The following is a 19,457-nucleotide window of genomic DNA, read 5'->3' as shown; positions in this document are numbered from 1 at the left end:
CCGCCCGCATCAGGTACCCACACTTATCGGCTGTAAATTTTTAAAGAGCCCACCAGACCCGGCCTCTTTCCTCCGGGTCCGCCGCCGCGTCTGCAGCAGAGAAGCGAGATTATGCGCACCAAACCAGAACCCGTCAACTACTTTCGGCGAGGAAGCTTATAAGGCCCCGTTTCACCGCCCCGCCAGCGCTTCCAGCGGCACGGCATCGGCCATCACCGCATAGCCCGCATCGTTGGGATGTATGTGGTCCCCGCTATCGTATTCGCTGCGTAGTTGCGCCGGATGCGCCGCGTCCCGCAGCGCAGCGTCGAAATCCACCACGCCATCAAAGGCGCCGCCCGTTCTGATCCATCGATTCGCGGCCAGCCGAATCGCCTCGCGCCCTGCCGGCAGCGACGCCGGCGTCAGCGTTGCACCCAATATCCGGATGCCATGCGCGTGCGCCTCGGCAATCACGCGTCGATACCCGGCGATCAGGTCGTCGGCATCGACCCCGGCATGGGGAGAATCGCAATCGAGTCCGCTACGAGGCGTCGTCGCCTGGAAGTTGATGTCGTTAATACCGATCAGCAGGATCGCCGTTCGCACGCCCGGATGCTGGACGACGTCGTGTCCGAAGCGCCGTTGCAACGCATCGCCGTAGCAGGCCGAGTCGTTGAGCAACCGGTTTCCGCTGATGCCCAGATCGATCACCGCCGTCGACGTATTCCCGCTCGCGGCAAGACGCCGGGCCAGCCCGTCCGGCCAGCGGCGGTTCCGATCGAGGCTCGAGCGCATCCCGTCGGTGATCGAGTCCCCGATCGCGGCAACCGTCGAGGCGCCCGGCGCCTCGATCTGGAACCCCGTCACCCATGCATACTGCGTGAACCGCTGCGCATAGGAGGCGCCCGATGCGTCGTCGACGTGATTGCCCGGCAGGGACACGTAGTTGACCTGGCTCGCGACGCGATGCCAGCCGGTCAAGCGCTGAACCTCGCCCATATAGGCGCTCAACGCGTAAGGCTGGCCCCGGGCGATCTCGATGCGCGCGGGATCGCTATCCATCTCGCCCCCGGGCGGCAGCGACAACGATGGCCTGCCGCCAAACGTCACCTGAACGAGGCGGCCCGCATCGATGCCAGCGCTCCCCGCCGACGGCGCGAGACTCAGCGCGCGAATCACCAACGGCTCGCTGCCGTACTCGTTACTCACGTGAATACGCACGACATGGCCGCCAAGCGTCGGATAAACGATTTGCCGGACAGTCCGCCCGGCAACGTCGGGCGCCCGGTACAGCGGCGGCAACGCCGGATTTTGGGGAATGGCCTGCAGGGCCGTCGCCCATGCCGTCACCCAGGGCGCGCCGGTCCCGGCGGCGCGGGACGGCGACGTCCACACGGAGAGCGCCAACGGCAAACCCACGCACGCAACGCGAACGAACTGACGAAATTTCATGCCGGAATCGGGGAAAGGACAAAACGTTCATTGTGCCCGATGCGCCCGACCCAAGGCACACAGCGGCCCGACGCACTCCGCGGCCATCCTCCCCGACGCATTTTGCACAGCAACATCCAGCATTGCCGCCGGCCAACGACGGCAATCTGCATCCACCCCTTTTAATTCAAAATAAAAATCAAATAGATAGAAAAGGAAGGCCGGCCAACTGGTAACCCACCCCAGTCCGGAATACGGGTTTTCCCTAGTTCAGCCATCGGGTTTCGTATACAATTCATTTCTGCGGCGCACCATTGCATTGCGTCACAGGCCCTGAACAAGGAGAACCGCCCCATGAACAAGCTCGCCTCTCACGCCCATGCGCCGGACTCGCGGTCCGGCCGCCATGCGTCGTCGGATCGCGCGCCCGCTCTGGTGCGTGTGCTTACGTCCGCCGACCGGGAGCGCCTGCTCGCCCACTTCCTGTCGCTCGACGAAGAAGACCGGCTGCTGCGTTTCGGCCAGGCCGCGCCCGACCACGTGATCGAGCGCTACGTCCGGACCATGGACTTCATCGACGACGCCGTGTTCGGCGTATTCGACAAGCATCTGCAACTGGTCGGCGTCGGCCACCTCGCCTATCTGCCGGCGAACGGCAACGGCCGCACGGCCGAGCTCGGCGTCTCGGTGCTCGAATGCGCGCGCGGCCACGGCATCGGCACGAAGCTGTTCGAACGCGCGGCGATCCGCTGCCGCAACACGCACGTCACGACGCTCTACATGCATTGCCTCTCGCGCAATTCGACGATGATGCACATCGCGAAGAAGTCGGGCATGAAAATCGAGCATGCCTACGGCGAGGCCGATGCCTATCTGTCGCTGGCCCCGGCCGACCAGAGCACCATCCTCACGGAGATGCTGCAGGAGCAGGCCGCCGTGTTCGACTACGCGCTCAAGCGCCAGGCCCGCGAGGCCTCGAGGCTGATCGAGTCGATGCTGCCGCAGCCCGTCGCCGCCTGATCGGCGGCACGGCGCCGGCAAATCGACGGCCGCCTTCTTCCCGCTTTCCCGCCGAACGTCCAGCCGAACAAAAAGGGCGAAGATCCCACGATCTTCGCCCTTGCCTTTTGGGTCTTGCCTTTTGGGAAATCCGCTGCCGGCTCATCACCGCCGGCAGCGGACACGAATGGAACGACGCGTCAGCGCCGTATCAGGACTGCCCGCTCACGCGGCCGGTCGACGAACGCGTCGCATCGGCGCGCGCCGTCACGGCGTGCTGGGCACAACGGGAAACCGCATTCACGGCCTCGCTGCCGGCCGCGTTCGAACGCAGCGGCGCGCTCAGGGCAAAGAAAGCGGCCGAGACCGTCAGGAAGGTCTGGATGTGTCGATGGTTCATGCGTACTCCTTTTTTCAGACTTGCCTGTCGCGGCGGCATCCCGCGAGGAATGCGGAACGTCGCGCAGCTTGCACAGGTGGGGGATTAGACAGAAATATCAAGTCCGGTTCCGGTCGGAGAAGGTCTTTTACAGGCTGTTACCCGAAGCATCGTTTCGATACAGGTACGAACGGACAAGTCCGGGTCGCATCGCCGCCTGCGGCACGCTTCGTCCGACCATGCCTCCGCCGATGCCATCCATCCCCGTCCCGACAGACCCGCTCCTGGCGACGGGTTTGCCCCAGTGCTGCCGCCGCTGAAAAGCCGTCAATATGGGGGCTCCCGGCCCGAGCATTCACAAGATGCGCAGGGCATCGAAGTTTTGGCGATCCCAAACCGGGTGGAGGAGCACAGAACATGAACGCCCCGCTGGAAGCAGGCCAGCGAGCCTCGCTCGAGGCAGCGCTATCGACCGTCACGCTCGACGACAAATACACGCTGACGCGCGGCCGCGCGTACATGAGCGGCGTCCAGGCGCTCGTGCGCCTGCCGATGCTGCAACAGGAGCGCGACCGGGCCGCGGGACTCGACACCGCGGGATTCGTCTCCGGCTATCGGGGCTCGCCGCTCGGCGGCCTCGACCTCTCGCTCTGGAAAGCGAAACGACATCTCGCCGCCCACCGGATCGTGTTCCAGCCCGGCGTCAACGAGGATCTCGCCGCCACCGCCGTCTGGGGTTCGCAGCAGGTCAATCTCTATCCCGGCGCGAAGTACGACGGCGTCTTCGCGATGTGGTACGGCAAGGGGCCCGGCGTCGACCGCTCCGGCGACGTGCTCAAGCACGGCAACTCGGCCGGCTCGTCGCGCCACGGCGGCGTGCTCGTACTGGCCGGCGACGACCACGCGGCCAAGTCGTCGACGCTCGCGCACCAGTCCGAACATCTCTTCAAGGCGTGCGGGTTGCCGGTGCTGTTCCCCGCCAACGTTCAGGAATATCTCGACTTCGGTCTGCACGGCTGGGCCATGAGCCGCTACTCCGGCCTCTGGGTCGCCATGAAATGCGTGACCGACGTCGTGGAATCGTCGGCCTCGGTCGAACTGGACCCGCACCGCACCCGCATCGTGCTGCCCGACGACTTCGCGATGCCCGAGGGCGGCCTCAACATCCGCTGGCCCGACCCGCCGCTCGCGCAGGAAGCGCGTCTGCTCGACTACAAGTGGTACGCGGCGCTCGCCTACGTGCGCGCGAACCGGCTCGACCGCATCGAGATCGACTCGCCGCATGCGCGCTTCGGCATTCTCACGGGTGGCAAGGCCTACCTCGACGTGCGCCAGGCGCTGACCGACCTCGGCCTCGACGACGCCACCTGCGCGCGCATCGGCGTGCGGCTCTATAAGGTCGGCTGCGTGTGGCCGCTCGAAGCCCGGGGCGCGCAGACGTTCGCGCGCGGGCTCGAGGAAATCCTCGTGGTCGAGGAGAAGCGCCAGATTCTCGAGTACGCCATCAAGGAAGAACTCTACAACTGGCCCGACGGCGAGCGGCCGCGCGTCTACGGCAAGTTCGACGAGAAGGACGGCGCGGGCGGCGAATGGTCGGTGCCGATGGGCAACTGGCTGCTGCCCGCGCATTACGAGCTGTCGCCGGCCCTCATCGCGAAGGCGATCGCGACGCGGCTCGAAAAGTTCGATCTGCCCGCCGACGTGCGCGCGGGCATCGCGGCGCGCATGGCCGTCATCGAGGCGAAGGAGAAGGCGCACGCGTTGCCGCGCGTGCAAGTCGAGCGCAAGCCGTGGTTCTGCCCCGGCTGCCCGCACAACACCTCGACCAGCGTGCCCGAAGGCTCGCGCGCGATGGCCGGCATCGGCTGTCACTACATGGCTGTCTGGATGGACCGCCGCACCAGCACGGTCAGCCAGATGGGCGGCGAAGGCGTTCCGTGGATCGGCCAGGCACCGTTTACAAGCGAAACGCACGTATTCGCGAACCTCGGCGACGGCACCTACTTCCACTCGGGCCTGCTCGCCGTCCGGGCGGCCATCGCCGCGAAAGCGAACATCACCTACAAGCTCCTTTACAACGACGCCGTGGCGATGACGGGCGGTCAGCCCGTCGACGGCATGCTGACCGTGCCGCAGATCACCTGGCAGCTCGCCGCCGAGGGCGCGGCGAAGATCGTCATCGTGACCGACGAGCCGGCCCGCTACGCGGCGGCCTCCGGAGCGGCGTCGAACCTCGCGCCGGGCGTGACGGTGCATGCCCGCGAGCAGCTCGACGCGATCCAGCGCGAACTGCGCGAGGTGCCCGGCACGACGATCCTGATCTACGACCAGACCTGCGCGACCGAGAAGCGCCGCCGCCGCAAGCGCGGCATGCTCCCCGACCCGGCGCGGCGCGTCGTCATCAACGAGGCCGTCTGCGAAGGCTGCGGCGACTGCTCCGTGCAGTCGAACTGCCTCTCGGTCGAGCCGCTCGAAACCGAATTCGGCACGAAGCGGCAGATCAACCAGTCGAGCTGCAACAAGGACTTCTCGTGCCTGAACGGCTTCTGTCCGAGCTTCGTGTCCATCGAAGGCGGCCAGTTGCGCAAGCCCCGGGCCGCAAACATCGCTAACGACATGCTTCCGCCCGTGCCGCCGCCCACCCCGCCCGCGATCGGCCGCCCCTACGGCGTGCTCGTGACCGGCGTGGGCGGCACCGGCGTCGTGACCATCGGCGCGCTGCTCGGCATGGCCGCGCACCTCGAAAGCAAGGGCGTCACCGTGCTCGACGTCACGGGCCTCGCGCAAAAGGGCGGCGCGGTGATGAGCCACGTGCAGATCGCGAACCGTCCCGACGACATCCACGCCACGCGCATCGCGATGGGCGAGGCGAACCTCGTGATCGGCGGCGACGCCATCGTGAGCGCGAGCGACGAATGCGTGTCGAGAATGCAGTCGGGCCGCACGCGCGTCGTGCTGAACAGCGCGCCGACGCCGACGGCCGACTTCATCCGCAACCCGGACTGGCGCTTCCCCGGCTCGAACACCGAGGCCGACGTGCGCGCGGCCGCGGGCGACGCCAACGTGGCGACCGTGGACGCCAACCGCCTCGCCGTCGCGCTGCTCGGCGACGCGATCTACACGAACCCGTTCGTGCTCGGCTACGCGTGGCAGTTCGGCTGGCTGCCGCTCGCGCGCGAGTCGCTGCGGCGCGCCGTCGAGCTGAACGGCGTGCAGGTCGAGAATAACCTCGCGGCCTTCGAATGGGGCCGCCGCGCCGCGCACGATCCGGCCGCGCTGAACCGCCTCGTCGCGCCCCATGCGGGCGTCGAAGCCGGAGAACGGGTCGACGAAACGCCGGACGCCAAGATCGTGACGCTGCGCACGCCCAACGCGCTCGACGCCCTGATCGACCGCCGTGCCGACCTTCTGCGCGTCTGGCAGAACGACGCCTACGCGGCACGCTATCGCGCCGCGGTTGCGGCCGTGCGGGCGGCCGAGGCGCGGCTGGAACGCGCCGACGGCCAGTTTCCGCTCACCGGGACTGTCGCGAAGAATCTGCACAAGCTGATGGCTTACAAGGACGAGTACGAAGTGGCGCGGCTCCATGCCGACCCGTCGTTCGTCGAGAAGCTCAAGGCGAACTTCGAAGGCGACTGGACGCTCAATTTCTATCTCGCGCCGCCGCTCTTCGCGAAAAAGGACGAGCACGGGCATCCGCTGAAAAAGCGGTACGGCCGGCGGATGCTGACCGTCATGCGCGTGCTCGCGAAACTGCGCTTTCTGCGCGGCACGCCGCTCGATCCGTTCGGTCACACGGCCGAGCGCCGCATCGAGCGGGCGCTGATCGGCGAGTACGAATCGCTGGTGCGCGAGCTGACGGACTCGCTCGACGCCGACAACCTCGCGCTCGCGGTCGAACTGGCCGGCCTGCCCGACGCGATCCGCGGCTATGGCCACGTGAAGATGCGCAACCTCGAGGCCGTGCGCGCGAAACAGACGGCACTGCTCGCGAAGTGGCGCGCGCTGCGGGACGGCTCGACGCGGCACGCGGCCTGACACCTGACGATGCGCCTGGCCTGAATGTCGACGTTCGGGCGCCTGGCGACAGAAGGAAAAACGAAGGGCGTCCCGCTCGCGCGGGGACGCCCTTTCTCGTGCCATGCCGATGGCGAAACCGGCGGCGGAACCCGCCGCCGGCCGCAGCCGGCGTTGTGCCCGCTCAGCGCGCGCCGGCCGCTGCGTTGGCCGCTGCGTTGGCCGATGCCACGGCAGTCATGTTGATGATCCGGCGCACGGTCGCGGCCGGCGTCAGGATGTGCACGGGTCGCGTCGTGCCGAGCAGGAACGGACCGACCGTCACGCCTTCGCCGCTGACCATCTTCAGCAGGTTGTACGTGATGTTGGCCGCCTCGACGTTCGGCATGACGAGCAGGTTCGCCTCGCCGGAAAACGCCGTGCCCGGAAACGCCTGCTTGCGGATCGCCTCGGAAAGCGCCGCGTCGCCGTGCATCTCGCCGTCCACCTCGAGCTGCGGCGCACGCTCGGCCAGCAGTCGGCGCGCTTCGGCCATGCGCTGCGCCGACACCGACGCGATGCTGCCGAAGTTCGAGTTCGACAGCAGCGCGACCTTCGGCGCGATGCCGAACTTCTCGATCTCGCGCGCGGCGAGGATCGTCATGTCGGCGAGCAACTGCGCGCTCGGCACTTCGTTCACGTAGGTATCGCAAATGAACAGATTGCGGCCCGGCAGCATCAGCAGGTTCATCGCCGCATAGTTCTCGGCCTGCTGCGCCTGGCCGAACACCTGGCGGACGAACTTCAGGTGCGTGTCGAAGCTGTCGATCATCCCGCAGATCATGCCGTCCGCGTCGCCGAGGTGCACGAGGATCGCGCCGATCAGCGTGTTGAACTTGCGCAGCGCCGCCTTCGCGCCCTCGGGCGTCACGCCCTCGCGCGCGCCGATCTCGTGGTAGGCCTGCCAGCACTTCTGGTAGCGCGGATCGTCTTCGGGATCGACGATCTCGAAGTCCTCGCCCGCGCGCAGCTTCGAGCCGATCTTCTTCAGCCGCATCTCGACGACGGCGGGCCGGCCGACGATGATCGGCTTCGCGATCTTCTCGGTCAGCACGAACTGCGCGGCGCGCAGCACGCGCTCGTCCTCGCCCTCGGCGAACACGATGCGCGCGGGCCGCGCCTTCGCCGCCGCGAACACGGGCCGCATCACCATGCCCGTGCGGTAGACGGTGGCGCCGAGCTGCTCGCGGTAGGCGTCCATGTCGGCGATCGGGCGCGTCGCGACGCCCGAATCCATCGCGGCCTGGGCAACGGCCGGCGCGATCTTGATGATGAGGCGCGGATCGAACGGCTTCGGGATCAGGTATTCGGGGCCGAATTCGAGCGAGTGGCCCTCGTAGGCCTTCGCGACCTCGTCGCCCTGGTCGGCGTCCTGCGCCAGTTCGGCGATCGCGCGCACGGCGGCGAGCTTCATCTCCTCGGTGATCGTCGTCGCGCCGACGTCGAGCGCGCCGCGGAAGATGAACGGAAAGCACAGGACGTTGTTGACCTGGTTCGGATAGTCCGAGCGGCCCGTCGCGATGATCGCGTCCGGGCGCACCTTCTTCGCCTCTTCCGGGCGAATTTCGGGCTCGGGATTCGCGAGCGCGAGGATGAGCGGCCGGTCGGCCATCTCCTTGACCATCTCGGGCTTGAGCACGCCGGCGCTCGAGCAGCCGAGGAACACGTCGGCGCCCTTGACGGCGTCGGCGAGCGTGCGCGCGTCGGTCGTCGCAGCATAGCGCGCCTTGGTCGGATCGAGCTGGCCGCGCCCTTCGTAGATCACGCCCTTCGAATCGGCGACGAGGATGTTCTCCTTTTTCAGCCCGAGGTCCCGAAGCAGGTCGAGGCACGCGATGGCCGCGGCGCCCGCGCCCGAGCACACGAGCTTCACGCCGCCGAGATCCTTGCCGACCACCTTCAGGCCGTTGAGGATGGCCGCCGACGCGATGATCGCCGTGCCGTGCTGGTCGTCGTGGAAAACCGGAATCTTCATGCGCTCGCGCAGCTTCTTCTCGATGTAGAAGCATTCCGGCGCCTTGATGTCCTCGAGGTTGATGCCGCCGAGCGTCGGCTCGAGCATCGCGATGGCCTCGACGAGCTTGTCCGGATCCGACTCGTTCAGTTCGATGTCGAACACGTCGATGCCCGCGAACTTCTTGAAGAGGCAGCCCTTGCCCTCCATCACGGGCTTCGCCGCGAGCGGGCCGATGTTGCCGAGACCGAGCACGGCCGTGCCGTTGGTCACGACGCCGACGAGATTGCCGCGCGAGGTGTACTTCTGCGCGTCGAGCGGGTCGGCGTGAATCGCCATGCACGCGGCGGCGACGCCGGGCGAGTAGGCGAGCGAAAGGTCGAGCTGGTTCGAGAGCGGCTTGGTCGGCGTGACCGAAATCTTGCCGGGCCGCGGATTCTGGTGATACGCGAGCGCGCTTTGCTTCAGTTGTTCGTCCATGTCTGAGCCTGCGAGAGGTAAGAGAAAAAGTAAGGGGAAAAGTCGGAATCTGATTGTTCTGAACCGGGTCCTGCGGGCTGCGCGCGAACGGCTTCGGGCCTCGCGAACGGGTAATCGGCGACGGCGGTCCAGTGGCCTGCTGTGTGCGGCCCCGGACCCGTGCGGAAGACGCGTCGGCGCATGCGGATCGACGGGGAATTGAGTGTACACCGCACCTCGCGCGCTGCACCCTGGCGCAAAGCCTGGTAGCCCGCATCAAATGGAGGAGGCGGGGAAGGGCGGAAAGCCGCGGGAATAAGCTGGGGGAATAAGCGGCCGCTCGCCCGGTCGACACGGCCGGCACGGAGCGTGCGTAAAGAGACGGGGACGGAAAAACCGGAGGCGAAAAACGGGCGACGGACCGGCGTGGGATCGGGCTGCGAATCAGGCCGGGAACAAGCAGCGAATCAGGCCGCGAACAGGCTGGGGCGGGTCGGCGGTCGGCGGCTGGCGGCTGGCGGCTGGCGGCTGGCGGCGGAACCAACAATGGAACCGGCAGCGAAACCGCGCTGATGCGGCTGGCGGTAACGCCATCGGCAGCGCCGAAATCAGGTCAACGCCGCCCCACGCCGCTCCGGAATCAGCCACAGCGTCGCGAGGATGTCGAGCACGTAGATCGACGCGAGCATGCCGAGTGCCGCGCCGAACGAGTAGCGCGCCGCCAGCGCGCCGACCGCGAGCGGCCCGAAGCCGCCGACCGCGCGCCCGATGTTGAACAGCACGTTCTGGGCCGTCGCGCGCGCGGCGGTCGGATAGAGTTCGGAAATCAACGCGCCGTAGCCGCCGAGCATGCCGTTGACGAAAACGCCCATCGCCGCGCCGCCGATCAGCAGCGCGAACGGCGTCGAGAGATGCGCGTAGACGAACACCATCGCGACCGCGCCGACCTGGTAGAGCAGGAACGCGGGCTTGCGGCCGAACCGGTCGGCCGCGAGGCCGAAAAGCCAGATGCCGAGCGCCATGCCGGCCACCGTCGCGGCCGTCCAGAGCCCGGAGCGCGTCAGCGAGTAGCCGAACGACTTCGACAGATAGGCCGGCAGCCAGATCATCAGGCCGTAGTAGCCGAAGTTCTGCACCGAGCACAGCACGGCCACGCCCACGCTGGCGCACGCGGTGCGCCGATCCGCGACAAGAAGCCGCAGCGACTGTCCGCGCCGTCCGGCGGCAGCGCTCGCCCCGTCGGACGACCGGGACGAGCGGGCCGCGGCGTGCGCGACGAACAGCGCCGGCTCCTCGACGCGCCGCCGCACCGCGAAGGACACGACCGCCGGCAAGAGGCCGAGCCCGAACATGCCGCGCCAGCCGACGACGGGCAAGAGCGCGGGCGTGAGCAGCGCGGCGGCGAGTACGCCGGCCTGCCAGCCGAGCCCCACGTACGAGGACGCCCGCGCGCGCTGCGCCGCCGGCCACGCCTCGGCGACGAGCGCCATGCCGATGCCGAACTCCCCGCCGAGTCCGACGCCGGCCACGGTCCGGTAGACGAGCAGGTCCGCATAGCCGCGCGCGAGCGCGCACAACCCGGTGAACACGGCGAACAGCAGAATGGTCCAGGTCAGCACGCGAACGCGCCCGAAGCGGTCGCTCAGCATCCCGAAGACGATGCCGCCCGCCACGGCCCCGACGAGCGTCCAGGTGACGAGCGAGCCGGCCTGCGCCGCGCCCAGATGCAAATCCGCGCTGATGGCCGGCAGCATGAAGCCGAGCATCAGCAGGTCGAACCCGTCCATGGCGTAGCCGAGCACCGATGCGATCAGCGCGCGGCCCGCGTGGCCGGGACGCGCGTTTGGCGCGGCGGCCGGCGAGGTAACGACGGTCATGAAAATACCCTTTTTGAACAACCTTCTTTCGCGATGGACGAGTCCGGACGATCGCGCGGCCCCAAAGCCCGCGCCGAACCGGCGAGAGTGTAAAGGCGCGGCAGACCGGTCACAACCGGGAAGAAATTCGAGGGCGGCCGCCTCCGGCGAGGCGCGCGCCGACCTTGCCGGGGGCGGCGTCCGACTCGTCGCCGCCCGGCAAGTCGGGTAAAATCCCGGGCTACGCACGCGAGGCCCGCGGCCGCTACCGTCCTGCGGGACGGGCTCGCGCGGCTCGTCGGGAACCCGCCCGGCCGCCGGAACGGGCGCCGGGCGCGCAACCGGCCGCTGCCTTTGCGCGAAGCCGCACGCGCCTGGGCCCCGCGCCCTCCCGCTCACACCCAAGGATTGCGCCCATGACAGGCTTCGATCGCCAGACGATCTCCGAGACGACCGCCAGAATGCTGCTCGAAGTGCAAGCCGTGCACTTCAACGCCGACAAGCCGTTCATCTTCACCTCCGGCTGGGCGAGCCCGGTCTACATCGACTGCCGCAAGCTGATTTCGTATCCGCGCCTGCGTCGCGGCCTGATGGAGATGGCCGAAGCGACCATCCTGCGCGACGTCGGCTACGAGCAGATCGACGCCGTGGCGGGCGGCGAAACGGCCGGCATTCCATTCGCGGCCTGGCTGTCCGACCGGCTGATGGTGCCGATGCAGTACGTGCGCAAGAAGCCCAAGGGCTTCGGGCGCAACGCGCAGATCGAGGGCCTCCTGACCGAAGGCCAGCGCGTGCTGCTCGTCGAGGACCTGACCACGGACAGCCGCAGCAAGATCAACTTCATCAACGCGCTGCGCACGGCCGGCGCCGAAGTGAACCATTGCTTCGTGCTGTTCCACTACAACATCTTCAAGGAAAGCGTGTCGGTGCTGAAGGACATCGGCGTCGAACTGCACGCGCTCGCCACCTGGTGGGACGTGCTGCGCGTCGCGAAGGCGTCCGGCTACTTCGAGACGAAGACGCTCGACGAAGTGGAGAAATTCCTGCACGCGCCGGCCGAGTGGTCGGCCGCGCACGGCGGCGCCACGGCGGCGCCGCAATAAGCCGCGACCGCCTCCTTCCCGGGCGGCCGACGCAGACGAAAGGCCATTCGCCGGTTTCGGCGAATGGCCTTTTTCCGTTCGGGCCCCGACGAACCGCTCCGCATCCGAACCCCGCTTCGACGGTTCTCCGGACCACGAAGTCCGCATCTCCACCATAATCTGATCGGCCCCCACGAAAAATCGGCCTGGAGAACCGGCTCATGTGTCGCCCGTCCGCTCTGCCCGCTTCTTTCTCGCGCCGCTCGATGGCCGCGCTCGCGCTGGCCGGTCTCGCGTCGCTGCCGCTCGCCGTCCCCCGGCCCGCCCGCGCGGCCGGTACGTTCACGCTCAGCAGCGCCGATCTCCGCGACGGCGGCACCGCCAGCGCCCGGCAGGTGTTCGACGAGGGCGGCTGCCACGGCGCCGACCGCTCGCCGCAGCTCTCGTGGCGCAACCCGCCGGACGGCACGCGCAGCTTCGCCGTCACGGTGTTCGATCCCGACGCGCCCGGACGGGGCTGGTGGCACTGGGCCGTCGCCGGCATCCCGGCCAGCATCGACGCGCTGCCGGAGAACGCCAGCGCATCGGGCTATCTGAAGCGGCTCGGCGCGGTCGAAGCCCGCAACGACTTCGGTCTCGACGGCTACGGCGGCCCCTGCCCGCCGCCCGGCAAGCCGCACCGCTACGTCGTCACGGTCTATGCGCTCGACACCGCGGATCTGCGGCTCGAGCAGGGCCGTCCGCCGGCCATGTTCGATCACGAGATCGGCACCGCCACGCTCGGCGCCGCGCGGCTGACCGTCACCTACGGACGCTGAGCGGCGGGCCCGGTCCGTCCAGCGCCGGCAGCGGGGGCTCACCGCTGCCCGCCGGCGCGCTCCGATGTCGGGCCCTCGCCGCCGCCCCCGTCCGGACGGAGAATCCTGCCCCGGCAGGGGCCACCCGCGGGTCCGTCCGGTGGCTCGAACGGGCCGGAACAGGCTCGCGCGCCCGCTTCGCGGAAGTGACTAAGATGGGACGACGCCATGCGCGTCCCTGTCCCGAGTCCCATCTTCCTTCTCCAGCGGAGTCTCCCATGTCCAGGATTGTCATCGTTTATCACAGCGGCTACGGCCATACGAAGAAACTCGCCGAGGCAGTACACGCCGGCGCGCAGGGCGCGGGCGCCGACGCGGCGCTGATCGCGGCCGGCGACGTCGGCGACGCGCAGTGGGCCGAACTCGACGCCGCCGACGCGATCGTGTTCGGCGCGCCGACCTACATGGGCGGCCCATCGGCCGACTTCAAGAAATTCGCGGACGCGACTTCCAAGGCCTGGTTCACGCAGAAATGGAAGGACAAGATCGCGGCCGGCTTCACGAACTCGGCGACGATGAACGGAGACAAGTTCTCGACGATCCAGTACTTCGTCACGCTCGCCATGCAGCACAGCATGATCTGGGCGGGCACCGGCATGATGCCGTCGAACACGAAAGCCGCCACGCGCAACGACCTGAACTACGTGGGCGGGTTCACAGGCCTGCTCGCGCAGTCGCCCGCCGACGCCTCGCCGGACGAAGCCCCGCCCGCCGGCGACCTCGAGACCGCGAAGGCGTTCGGCGCGCGTATCGCCGCCGTGACGGCCCGCTGGACGGGCGAAGCCAGGGCGTCGTGAACGATGCGCGCGGGCCGTTCACAAAAGATTCACGCGCGCGGCCCGACCCGACCCGCATTTTTCGCCGGCCCGGCCGCGCACGCGGCGTCGGTGCGCCTTAAAATGACGTTCCGGCGCGGCGGCGCGTCCGGGTTCCCCGCGTTTCAGAGAGACCGAGATGAGCACGAAAGTTTTTGTCGACGGACAGGAAGGCACGACCGGCCTGAAGATTTTCGAGTACCTGTCGCAGCGTAACGACGTGGAAGTGCTGCGCATCGACGAATCGAAGCGCAAAGATGTCGACGAGCGGCGCCGTCTCATCAATGCCTCGGACGTGACGTTCCTGTGTCTGCCGGACGTCGCCTCGCGCGAGTCGGCCTCGCTCGTCGAGAACGACCGCACGGTAGTGATCGACGCGAGCACGGCGTTTCGCACGAGCCCCGACTGGGCATACGGACTGCCCGAACTCACGCGAGCGCAACGCGAGCGCATCCGCAAGGCGAAGCGCATCGCCGTGCCGGGCTGCCACGCGTCCGCGTTCGTGCTCGCCATGCGCCCGCTCGTCGAAGCCGGTCTCGTCGCGCCCGGGTTCGCCGCGCATAGCTACTCGCTGACCGGCTACAGCGGCGGCGGCAAAAAGATGATCGCGGAGTACGAGGCGCTCGACAACGCGAAGCTCGCGAGCCCGCGCCCCTACGCGCTCGGCCTCGCGCACAAGCATCTGCCCGAAATGATCGCGCACGGCGGGCTGCAGTCGGCGCCCGTGTTCACGCCGATCGTCGGCCCGTTCTACAAGGGCCTCGCCGTCACGACCTATTTCTCGCCGCAGCAACTCGCGCGAAGCGCGAAGCCGCAGGACGTGCAGGCGCTCTTCGCCGAGTACTACGCGGGCGAAGGGTTCGTGCGCGTCGCGCCGTTCAATGCCGACGAGAATCTCGACAACGGCGCCTTCGACGTGCAGGCGAACAACGACACGAACCGCGTCGACCTGTTCGTGTTCGGCAACGAAGAACGTTTCGTGACGGTCGCGCGACTCGACAATCTCGGCAAGGGCGCGTCGGGCGCGGCGATCCAGTGCATGAACCTCGCCATCGGCACGGCGGAAGACAGCGGACTCAAGCACTAGCCTGCGCGGCGGCGCAAGCGCGCCTGATCCGACCCGTTCAACGAAAAACGGCTTCATCAATAGCGATGAAGCCGTTTTTTTTAATTTCACGATGACTCCAGCACTGAAATTCGCTGGACTACGCCACAGATCGATACAGCAGGTTTATCAAGAACTTAGGCGAGTTCAACATATGCCGGTGCTTTCCGAAATTTGACCCGATTTCCTTGCTGGTGGCTCCCATCAGATCTCCCTGAAGACTGCCTGTTTGCTGGCCGCAGCGCTCCGAACAGCCGGGGCAACTTCTCTGCCCAGTAGTTCGATGGATTGCAGCATGGCGTCGTGTGCGAGCGAGGTCGAACTCATCTGAAATGTGATGCGTGACACGCCACCGAGTGCGTCACTGGCAGCGAGAATCTTCGCGGCCACGGTTGATGGGTCACCGATCAGGAATGCGCCACCGGGTTCACACATCGCATCGAACTGATCGCGGGTAGCCGGCGACCAGCCTCGCTCGCGACCAAGTTCGGTGAACATGTATTGCCAGCCGGGAAAGAAGGTGTCCCTTGCCTGAACCGACGTTTCGCCCACGAAACCAATTGCGTGCACACCGATACGGAGCTGCTCGGGAGCGAAGCCGGCACGCTGTCCGGCCTCGCGATAGAGATCAACGAGAGGTCGAAAGCGTCGGAACTCGCCGCCGATGATAGCCACCATCAGTGGCAGGCCCAAAGTGCCTGCACGCACGAAAGATTGTGGCGTACCGCCGACACCGATCCAGATGGGGAGCGTGTCCTGATAAGGTCTTGGATAGACGCTTTGTCCAGTCAGCGCTGGCCGGTAGCGGCCCGACCAGCGGATATGGGGCGTTTCTCGGAGCCTCAGAAGAAGATCGAGCTTCTCGACAAACAGGGCATCGTAGTCGTCCGGTTGGTAACCAAAGAGCGGGTAGGCTTCGCCGAATGATCCGCGTCCAACCGTGATTTCTGCCCGGCCTCTGGTGAGCAGATCAAGCGTGGCAAATTCCTGGAATACACGGACCGGATCGGCGGTGCTCAGTACGGTAACAGCACTGGCAAGGCGTATGCGCGTGGTGCGGGCAGCCGCGGCGGCAAGGATAACGACCGGCGCAGAATCCACGAATTCGGGCCGATGATGTTCGCCGATGCCGAAGACGTCGAGCCCGACCTGGTCGGCGGCTGTGACTTCGTCGAGGAGATTCTCCAGCCGTTCCTCCGGCGGGAGGATTGTCCCTGTCATCGGGTCGGGAAGTACCACTGCGAAACTGTCGATGCCGATTTCCATATCGGGTTCCTTTTTTTCACGCTGTCAGGGGGTGGCTGCGATGATAAGCAGCAACTCGGCGTCAGTAATTGCTTCAACCGCAATTGACGGTTCATCCCTGATCGTCAAGCCATTGAGCGTTTCCACCCGGAGCCCGTTCACTGTGATAGCACCGGTGGACGGTACGAGATATGCGCTGTGGCCTGGCGCGATGTCATAGGTGGTAGATGTGCCAGCCCTGAGCATGGCGCCAAGGATCTCGGCGTCGGCGCGAATCGGCAGTGCGTCGGGTACGTCGTATCCGCTAGCCAGTGGCACGAATTTGCCCGAACGGTCGGTGCGCGGAAACTGTCGCGTATCCCAGCGCGGCGTGCCGCCGCGCTCGGTGGCTCGTGGATGTAGCCAGATCTGGAACAGGCGGGTCGGTATGTCGCCTTCGTTATATTCGGTGTGACGGATACCGGTGCCCGCGCTCATCACCTGTATATCGCCCGCTCGGGTTTTACCCTTGTTGCCGAGACTGTCCTCGTGGGTAACGACGCCCTCACGTACATAGGAGATGATCTCAACGTTGGCGTGTGGGTGCATCGGGAAACCCGCCCCCGGTGCGATCTGGTCATCGTTTAGCACGTATAGATTGCCGATCGGGGTGTGGACTGGATTGCCGTAACCGCCGATAGCGAAATGGTGTTTTGCCTTGAGCCAGCCCAGATCGCCCCCGCCGATCTCGTCATAGGGTTTGAGGATCAGCATGTCAGTTCACCTGTGTCGATTGAATGTTGCGTTCAGACCTGTGCCTGTCCGCCGTCGGCAAACAGCTCGACGCCGTTAACGAAGCTGGCGGCATCCGAAGCGAGGAATACGGTGACCTTGGCGATCTCGTCAGGCTCGCCCACGCGGCCCATCGGGATCTGTGCAGCCAGTGTGTCGAGAAGCGCCTGTTCATGCTCTGGCGGAACGAGGCCGACAAGCCCCGGAGTTTTGATTGGGCCGGGACTCACAACGTTGATCCGGATGTTCTTGCCTTTTAGGTCTTGAATCCAGCTACGAGCCAAGTTACGCACGGCCGCCTTGGTCGCGCTGTAGATACTGAGTCCAGGCCCTCCCAGCACGGATACCGTTGAAGCCACCAGAATCACCGAGGCGCCTTCCGCCAGCAGCGGCAGTGCCTTTTGCACAGTGAAGACCGTTCCCTTGACGTTGACGTTGAACGCCCGATCGAAGTGTTCTTCGGTGATGGCACCCAGCGGAGCCATTTCGCCGCCGCCTGCATTGGCGATCAATATGTCGAGATGCCCGTATTTTGCTTTGATCTCGGCATACAGGGTATCGATGTCAGTCAATTGCGAGACATCGGCCCGAATCGCCGAAGCATTTGGGCCAAGCTGTTCCACGGCCGCATCCAGTTCCGGCTGGCGACGACCGGTAATGATGACCGAGGCACCCTCGGCGATAAACCGGTTTGCGATTGCCAATCCAATGCCTGAGTTTCCGCCGGTTACCAGTGCGACCTTGCCGCTCAGTTGTTGGGTCATGATTCAGTCCTTTTCAAGGGTAAGTTGCAAAAGCGTGAGGCTGTCTTGATCCGCGCCGAGAATCGAAGAGATGGTTTCCATATCTGGGCTCAGTAGCAGAAGTCAGGATTCGCCTTCACAGCCCGGTAACGCCTCGCAAGGGCTTTCAGCCGCTGGTGCCTCGCTCTCCTGCTGGCTGGGATGCCGCACGGTCACGAACGCGATAACTGCGGCCACGCCGGTGATCACGGCCAGCGCGAGGAATGTCACGTGGAAAGCATGGTCGTAGCTGGCCTCCAGTTGCTCAATCCTGAGCGTGGGCATGAGTTGCATGGCCTCGTGGAATCTCCCGGCTGCGAGCCTGTTTGTGGCTTCCCCCGCGCCGGCGAGGTGTGGCAAATCCATCCTGATCGAGCTGGTAAGGACGGCAAGGGTGATGGCGATGGCACTTCCCTCACTGACGAGGCGCATGGTGCCGAAGATGCCGACTGCCATTCCGGCTCTCTCTTTCGGTACCACCGAGACCGCGAGTGCGTCCATCAATCCCCAAGGCAGCGACACGCCGATGCCTATCCCCAGCAGGGGGATGGAAAATGCTGAGGACGCACTTCCGGCAGAGACACCGGCAAGGGCGAGCAACCCGGACGCCGACAGCATGAGGCCGGCTGCGCAAAGCACGCCGGAACCTACCCATCGGGTCAAGTAGCCAGCGAGAAGAGGAACGATAGTCATGGGAAGGCAGAGTGGAAGCAGGGCCAGCCCGGCTTGTGCCTCGTTCATGCCCTCGACGCCGACGAACCGGATCGGCAGAATGGCGAGCGGCGCGATAAAGCCAAATCCCGCCGCAACAGGCAGCGACTGCACGCCGACAAAGCGCGGATAGGCAAACAGCGAAAGGTCAAGCATCGGCCGCTTCTGTCGCCTTTCGACGGCGATGAACACGATGAGCATCCCGCCCGCGCTGACCAGAAGGAACACGGGCAGCAAGTCGCTCCAGCTGAGCGTGGAAGCCTCCATGAGCCCATCTGTGAAGAACACGAGCATCAGGCTGAAGGCCAGCGTTCCGGCCCAGTCGAACCTCGTCGCATCCGGATCTCTGGATTCGGGCATATTCGAGAGGCGCATGGAGAGCATGACGAGCCCACCGAGCACGGCGCTCATGGCAAAGACGGCACGCCAGCCGAAGTGCTCGACGGACAGGCCAATCAGGATCGGTCCTACGGCGAAGCCTATGCCGAAGCATGTTCCCAGCAACGAAAACGCGCGCACCTGGTCGCGTCCCCGGAACACGCTCGCCACAGCGGCGGCGGCGGCGGCGGCGGCGGCGGCGGCGGCGGCGGCCATAGTGAGGGCTGCGCCGATGCCTTGGACGGCTCTCATGAGGTCGAGAAACACGACGCCGGATGCAAGTGCACCCGCGAACGATGATGCGGTGAAAATGACAACGCCAAACGCCATGACTCGCCGCCGGCCATAGCAGTCAGCGAGGGCACCGGCCGCCATCACGAATGCGCCGAAAGCGAGCACGAAAGCATTGATGATCCAATTTGCCGTGATACTGCTGGCGTGAAAATCGTTCTGGATCGTTGGAACGGCGACCCCAATTCCAGTGTAGGTGAGCGTCACGCCGAATCCGGCGAGGCAAAGTGCCATCAGCACCGATCCGCGACGGACATGCGTGGGTTGATTTGACCCGGATAGGTGATGATTGGTGGACGGCATC

14 protein-coding genes are annotated in these 19,457 nt (G+C 66.2%); 6 read left to right on the top strand and 8 right to left on the bottom strand.

Annotated features, from left to right (window positions below; genetic code table 11):
• Positions 1-171: 171 nt before the first annotated feature.
• A complete protein-coding gene (locus CY652_RS19965; protein ID WP_102132448.1) occupies positions 172-1,434 on the bottom strand; it encodes an SGNH/GDSL hydrolase family protein in 1,263 nt (420 codons plus the stop codon).
• A 333-nt stretch (positions 1,435-1,767) separates the two neighbouring features.
• Between CY652_RS19965 and CY652_RS19960 the strand changes: the two genes are divergently transcribed.
• Positions 1,768-2,433, top strand: a complete 666-nt coding sequence (locus tag CY652_RS19960; protein ID WP_102132447.1) for a GNAT family N-acetyltransferase — start codon at positions 1,768-1,770, stop codon at positions 2,431-2,433.
• Between the two features lie 190 nt (positions 2,434-2,623).
• Here the strand turns inward: CY652_RS19960 and CY652_RS19955 are convergent, their stop codons facing one another.
• Complete coding sequence (locus CY652_RS19955) at positions 2,624-2,812, bottom strand: hypothetical protein (protein WP_102132446.1); 189 nt, start codon at positions 2,810-2,812, stop codon at positions 2,624-2,626.
• 396 nt (positions 2,813-3,208) lie between these two features.
• On the opposite strand from CY652_RS19955, the gene CY652_RS19950 reads away from it, so the two are divergent.
• On the top strand, positions 3,209-6,829 hold the full coding sequence (locus CY652_RS19950; RefSeq protein ID WP_102132445.1) for an indolepyruvate ferredoxin oxidoreductase family protein: 3,621 nt from the start codon (positions 3,209-3,211) through the stop codon (positions 6,827-6,829).
• 163 nt (positions 6,830-6,992) lie between these two features.
• Here the strand turns inward: CY652_RS19950 and CY652_RS19945 are convergent, their stop codons facing one another.
• Together CY652_RS19945 and CY652_RS19940 are read right to left on the bottom strand one after the other, a co-directional pair.
• Positions 6,993-9,281: an NADP-dependent malic enzyme gene (locus CY652_RS19945; protein WP_102132444.1), complete on the bottom strand. Its 2,289-nt coding sequence runs from the start codon at positions 9,279-9,281 to the stop codon at positions 6,993-6,995.
• A 587-nt stretch (positions 9,282-9,868) separates the two neighbouring features.
• Positions 9,869-11,137, bottom strand: coding sequence for an MFS transporter (locus tag CY652_RS19940; protein WP_102132443.1), 1,269 nt, complete (start codon positions 11,135-11,137; stop codon positions 9,869-9,871).
• A gap of 395 nt (positions 11,138-11,532) precedes the next feature.
• On the opposite strand from CY652_RS19940, the gene CY652_RS19935 reads away from it, so the two are divergent.
• The 4 genes from CY652_RS19935 to argC all read left to right on the top strand — a co-directional run bounded on the left by CY652_RS19935 (position 11,533) and on the right by argC (position 14,957).
• On the top strand, positions 11,533-12,219 hold the full coding sequence (locus CY652_RS19935) for an orotate phosphoribosyltransferase (RefSeq protein WP_102132442.1): 687 nt from the start codon (positions 11,533-11,535) through the stop codon (positions 12,217-12,219).
• A gap of 218 nt (positions 12,220-12,437) precedes the next feature.
• The gene (locus tag CY652_RS19930; RefSeq protein WP_374703683.1) at positions 12,438-13,016 is read left to right on the top strand and encodes a YbhB/YbcL family Raf kinase inhibitor-like protein; all 579 of its coding nucleotides are present in this window, start codon (positions 12,438-12,440) and stop codon (positions 13,014-13,016) included.
• 257 nt (positions 13,017-13,273) lie between these two features.
• Positions 13,274-13,852 carry a flavodoxin family protein gene (locus tag CY652_RS19925; RefSeq protein WP_102132440.1) on the top strand — a complete coding sequence of 193 codons (579 nt, stop codon included), beginning with the start codon at positions 13,274-13,276 and terminating at the stop codon, positions 13,850-13,852.
• A gap of 157 nt (positions 13,853-14,009) precedes the next feature.
• Positions 14,010-14,957 carry an N-acetyl-gamma-glutamyl-phosphate reductase gene (gene argC / locus CY652_RS19920; RefSeq protein ID WP_102132439.1) on the top strand — a complete coding sequence of 316 codons (948 nt, stop codon included), beginning with the start codon at positions 14,010-14,012 and terminating at the stop codon, positions 14,955-14,957.
• A 222-nt stretch (positions 14,958-15,179) separates the two neighbouring features.
• Here argC and CY652_RS19915 read toward each other — a convergent pair whose 3' ends face one another.
• The 4 genes from CY652_RS19915 to CY652_RS19900 all read right to left on the bottom strand — a co-directional run bounded on the left by CY652_RS19915 (position 15,180) and on the right by CY652_RS19900 (position 19,387).
• Positions 15,180-16,241 (bottom strand): LLM class flavin-dependent oxidoreductase, encoded by a 1,062-nt coding sequence (locus CY652_RS19915; protein ID WP_102132438.1) that lies wholly within the window; start codon positions 16,239-16,241, stop codon positions 15,180-15,182.
• A 24-nt stretch (positions 16,242-16,265) separates the two neighbouring features.
• On the bottom strand, positions 16,266-16,973 hold the full coding sequence (locus tag CY652_RS19910) for a pirin family protein (protein WP_102132437.1): 708 nt from the start codon (positions 16,971-16,973) through the stop codon (positions 16,266-16,268).
• Between the two features lie 32 nt (positions 16,974-17,005).
• A complete protein-coding gene (locus CY652_RS19905; RefSeq protein ID WP_102132436.1) occupies positions 17,006-17,755 on the bottom strand; it encodes an SDR family NAD(P)-dependent oxidoreductase in 750 nt (249 codons plus the stop codon).
• Positions 17,756-17,857: 102 nt separating this feature from the next.
• Positions 17,858-19,387, bottom strand: coding sequence for an MFS transporter (locus CY652_RS19900; protein ID WP_258002379.1), 1,530 nt, complete (start codon positions 19,385-19,387; stop codon positions 17,858-17,860).
• Positions 19,388-19,457: the final 70 nt, after the last annotated feature.

The sequence above is a fragment of the Burkholderia sp. WAC0059 genome (genome assembly GCF_002870125.1).
Lineage (GTDB): Bacteria > Pseudomonadota > Gammaproteobacteria > Burkholderiales > Burkholderiaceae > Paraburkholderia.
The sequence above is the reverse complement of the archived record's forward strand: the minus strand, read 5'-3'. Positions and strand labels throughout refer to the sequence as shown.

Bases quoted from the DNA above. Each gene is read 5' to 3' on its own strand.
- CY652_RS19915 (WP_102132438.1), bottom strand. From the start codon at position 16,241: ATGGAAATCGGCATCGACAGTTTCGCAGTGGTACTTCCCGACCCGATG.
- CY652_RS19910 (WP_102132437.1), bottom strand. From the start codon at position 16,973: ATGCTGATCCTCAAACCCTATGACGAGATCGGCGGGGGCGATCTGGGC.
- CY652_RS19940 (WP_102132443.1), bottom strand. From the start codon at position 11,137: ATGACCGTCGTTACCTCGCCGGCCGCCGCGCCAAACGCGCGTCCCGGC.
- CY652_RS19905 (WP_102132436.1), bottom strand. From the start codon at position 17,755: ATGACCCAACAACTGAGCGGCAAGGTCGCACTGGTAACCGGCGGAAAC.
- CY652_RS19945 (WP_102132444.1), bottom strand. From the start codon at position 9,281: ATGGACGAACAACTGAAGCAAAGCGCGCTCGCGTATCACCAGAATCCG.
- CY652_RS19900 (WP_258002379.1), bottom strand. From the start codon at position 19,387: ATGGCACTTTGCCTCGCCGGATTCGGCGTGACGCTCACCTACACTGGA.
- CY652_RS19960 (WP_102132447.1), top strand. From the start codon at position 1,768: ATGAACAAGCTCGCCTCTCACGCCCATGCGCCGGACTCGCGGTCCGGC.
- CY652_RS19965 (WP_102132448.1), bottom strand. From the start codon at position 1,434: ATGAAATTTCGTCAGTTCGTTCGCGTTGCGTGCGTGGGTTTGCCGTTG.
- CY652_RS19950 (WP_102132445.1), top strand. From the start codon at position 3,209: ATGAACGCCCCGCTGGAAGCAGGCCAGCGAGCCTCGCTCGAGGCAGCG.
- CY652_RS19935 (WP_102132442.1), top strand. From the start codon at position 11,533: ATGACAGGCTTCGATCGCCAGACGATCTCCGAGACGACCGCCAGAATG.
- argC (WP_102132439.1), top strand. From the start codon at position 14,010: ATGAGCACGAAAGTTTTTGTCGACGGACAGGAAGGCACGACCGGCCTG.
- CY652_RS19955 (WP_102132446.1), bottom strand. From the start codon at position 2,812: ATGAACCATCGACACATCCAGACCTTCCTGACGGTCTCGGCCGCTTTC.
- CY652_RS19925 (WP_102132440.1), top strand. From the start codon at position 13,274: ATGTCCAGGATTGTCATCGTTTATCACAGCGGCTACGGCCATACGAAG.